2 protein-coding genes are annotated in these 4,047 nt (G+C 58.4%); one reads left to right on the top strand and one right to left on the bottom strand.

What is annotated here, in order from left to right:
• The coding region (locus B2W52_RS08185; RefSeq protein ID WP_286802419.1) for a GGDEF and EAL domain-containing protein at positions 1–2,117 on the bottom strand (2,117 nt) is incomplete at its 3' end.
• A gap of 470 nt (positions 2,118–2,587) precedes the next feature.
• Between B2W52_RS08185 and B2W52_RS08190 the strand changes: the two genes are divergently transcribed.
• The gene (locus tag B2W52_RS08190; protein WP_082220558.1) at positions 2,588–4,036 is read left to right on the top strand and encodes a YfcC family protein; all 1,449 of its coding nucleotides are present in this window, start codon (positions 2,588–2,590) and stop codon (positions 4,034–4,036) included.
• The last annotated feature ends 11 nt before the right edge of the window (positions 4,037–4,047 follow it).

The raw sequence follows: 4,047 nt of genomic DNA on the forward strand, positions 1-4,047 counted from the left end.
GAAGCCAGAACCGGATTGAACGCATCCCCGTGTTTGCCAGACGCCACCCGTTCCTGCCACTGGCGTGCCCAGTCCAGAACCTCCCCTGCGGGCATCGGGCGGGCGATACCATAACCTTGAACAAAGTTACAGCCCATCTGCCGCAGCGCCCGGGCGTGTTCCGCGGTTTCCACCCCTTCAGCGAGTACCGGGTGGGCAAACCGCTGGGCCAGGAAGATCACGCTCTCCACAATGGCGTGGTCGCTGGCATCCTCAAGCATGTTCCGCACGAAACTCTGATCAATCTTGATGATATCCACCGGCAGCGTGCGCAGGTAGGTGAGCGATGAAAATCCCGTGCCGAAGTCATCCAGGGCCACCTGCAGGCCGAGTTTCCGGCACCGAGTGAGGACATTGCTGGCCCGTTTGGTATCCTCAAGGGCCGTTGTTTCCAGTACTTCCAGGGTAATCTGCGCCGGATCGAGATCAGGGTGGCTGTGAAGGTAGCTTTCCAGATAGTCGATAAAGCTTCTGTCCATCAGGTGTGGTGCGCTGATGTTGATACTGATGGCGAGGTTCTCGCCGGCTTCCCTCCAGACGTTCATCCGGTGGATGGCCTCTTTCAGCACCCACTGGCCCAGGGGAGCCTCCAGGTGGCTGTTTTCCACAACGGGCAGAAACTCACCCGGAGAAACCAGGCCCTTTTCCGGGTGGTTCCAGCGGATCAGCGCCTCGAAACCAAGCAACTGGCAGTCGGTAACCCGGACCTGGGGCTGGAAAAAGAGCTCGAATTCCTCATTTTCGAGCGCCCGGCTGATTTCCATCAGCTGGTTGCGACGGTTCCGGCGATGCTCATCCAGGCCGGGGTCGAAGAAGTGATACTGGTTACGGCCCTTTTCTTTTGCTGAATACATGGCCTGGTCGGCGTGACGGATCAGACCTTCGGCGTCTGCCCCGTCTTCCGGGTAGCGGGTAATGCCGAGGCTTGCCGTCAGGGTAACGCTCTGGTCGCCTACTGGCACGGGTTCGCCAACGGTGGCAAGAAGGCGCTGATAGACCGCGTCGTGATTGTCGTCGCCCTGTAGCAGGAGCACAAACTCGTCGCCACCGATCCTGGCCACCGTGTCGCCACTGCGCATTGATCGTGTCAGCCGCTCGGAAAGGGTCCGCAAGGTCTGATCGCCCGCCCGTTGCCCAAGCTGGTCATTGATGGCCTTGAAGCCGTCCAAATCGAGGTAGCATACCGACAGGCTGCGGCCTTGCCGGTCAGCATGATCCCGGGCGGTGCGCAGCCGCTCCTCAAGCAGCTGGCGATTCGGCAAGCCGGTCAGGTCATCGTAGTTGGCCGCCCGGACCAGTTCCCTGGCGTGGTTCTTGATCGCCGTAATGTCTGAAAACGCCGCAACATGGTAGTGCTGGGCGGGTTCGTCCAGGTGTACGCGGCTGATGGCGAGCAGCTCAATGTATTCTTCCCCGTTTTTCCGGCGATTCCAGATTTCACCACACCAGTGACCGGTTTTCTCGATTGATCGCCACATGGACTGGTAATAGCCCGCCGAATGGCGCCCGGAACTGAGAATGGCGGGGTTGAGCCCCAGAACCTCGTTGCGGCTGTAGCCCGTGATCCGGGAAAACGCGGGATTCACATCCAGAATCTGGTTCGACTGATCGGTAATCAGAATGGCTTCGTGGCTGTGGTCAAAGACGCTGGCGGCAATGCGCAGACTGCGTTCACTGTGTTTGCGGTCTGAAATATTGTTGTGGATAGCGATAAAGCCTTGGCCAACGTCCTGATCGGCACTGATCGGAACACAATAGGTATGCACCCAGTAGGGAGAACCGGCCTTGGTGTAGTGAAGGATATCCTCTTCAATAACCTCCGCCTGGCGCAGCTTCTGGTTGATGCGTTTCGCAGTCTCCGGGTTCGTGCCGGGCCCGTACAACACGTCTCCCGGGAAGCGCCCCTTAACCTCATGAAGGCGGTAACCCGTGTGCTTTTCAAAGCTGGGATTGACCCACTCGATACGCCCCGCGTTGTCCAGCATGACCAGAAAGTTGGGCGTTACCGAGGCAATCAGGGCGAGCCGACCGGGGTCGATGTCTGAGGGCGGATTGATCGCAGTCGGGCGTCTGGCCATAAGAGCGGATTCCGGTTTCTGGGCTGGTAAATGTTACGAACTCCCTTGCCTTTGAGACACTTTTGTAAGTGTAGCAGTTGAGCAAACATTCAACGTCCATAGTTTAGGCAACGGGTCGGGGTATGGGGCTGGCTGTGTCTGGATTCTCCAATCAGGGTCCAATAGGGCAGGATAGGATGCCGGAACGGCGCTGGAAAACTATTGGTTGTTGGTCGAAGGGAATTGATGGGTGTCAGTTTTTTGCCAGATTGTTGTCGGTGTTCACGGTTGCCAGCTGGGCCACCGGGGCTTTTTCGGGGTCTGTTAAAACTTGCTCTACCTCAACTTCGGAAATGACTTGATGAACTATGCTGTTGCCATGCAGATCTGAACCAGTGGCGCGCAGCCACGTGAGGATGTGTTCAGCCCCTCCCCGAGGTTCCCGGAAAGGAGCTGTCTGCACAATGCGATTAAGGACAGGAGACCGCATCGTGACTGAAGACGAAACGCCGCCCGAAAATGCCGAAAACGATCTTGCTTCGCGATTCCCCACAGCTTACACCATTCTGTTCTGTCTGATTGCCCTGGTCGCTGCTCTGACCTGGATTATCCCGGCAGGGCAATATGAACGGGCGATGAATGAAGAGGTCGGGCGAGAGGTTGCTGTGCCTGGCACCTACCAAACGGTGGACCCCAACCCCCAGGGCTTTGTTGATGTCATGCTGGCACCGACTGCCGGGTTCTACGATCCCGACAGTTACGCGGCCAACGCCATTGATGTTGCCCTGTTCGTGCTGTTTCTCGGGGGCTTTCTCGGGGTGATGAATGCAACCGGTGCCATAGATACCGGCATTCGCAGCGCCATGCGACACCTGGAAGGCCATGAAATCTGGATGATTCCTATCCTGATGACCCTGTTTGCCCTGGGTGGCACCACCTACGGGATGGCCGAGGAAACCCTGGCCTTCTACGCGATTCTGGTTCCCGTCATACTCGCGGCCGGCTACGACGCAGTGACCGGTGTTGCCATTATCCTGGTCGGTGCCGGGGTTGGCGTGCTTGGCTCCACCATCAATCCCTTCGCCACCGTGATCGCCGCCAATGCAGCCGGCATACCGTTTACCGACGGCATCGTGCTGCGTTTCATTCTGCTGATCGGTGGCCTGCTGATCTGCATTGCCTATGTCATGCGGTATGCCCACCGGGTCAAGGCAGACCCGTCACGTTCGGTGGTGTCAAAGCAGTGGGCAGCCCACCGTAAGCTGTTCCTGCAGGGGCATGATGAAGAGATTCACAGCGCAAGCCTCACCACCATTCAGATCATTTCCCTGATTATCTTCGGGCTGACCTTTGCGGTGATGATCTGGGGCGTGTCCTCCCAGGGTTGGTGGATGGCACGAATGGGGGCCCTGTTCTTCGGCGCCGCGATTGTGATTGGCCTTATTGCCCGCCTGGGCGAAAAGAAACTGACCGGCAGCTTTGTGGATGGCGCCCGGGATCTTCTAGGTGTCGCCCTGGTGGTCGGCCTTGCCCGTGGCATCGTGGTGATCATGGAGCAGGGCATGATCGCCGACACCATTCTGCACAGCGCGGAAACCTCGCTGGGTGGCCTGCCGGAACTGGCCTTTATCAACCTGATGTTCTGGATCGAGGTGGGCATGAGTTTCTTCGTGCCGTCGTCCTCTGGCCTGGCCGTCCTGTCCATGCCGATCCTCGCGCCGCTGGCGGATTTTGCCAACGTCGGGCGGGATCTGGTGGTGACTGCCTACCAGTCTGCCAACGGCCTGGTGAACCTGATCAATCCCACCTTTGCGGTGGTGGTTGGCGGGCTTGCCATCGGGCGCGTGTCCTACGATCGCTGGCTGGCCTTTATCTGGCCCTTACTGCTCATTCTGACCGTGTTTATCACTGTGGTTATCAGCGTCGGCACACTTTTGTGACCCCCGCTGTG

This window comes from Marinobacter sp. UBA2498 (assembly GCF_002341575.1).
GTDB classification, from domain to species: domain Bacteria; phylum Pseudomonadota; class Gammaproteobacteria; order Pseudomonadales; family Oleiphilaceae; genus Marinobacter; species Marinobacter manganoxydans.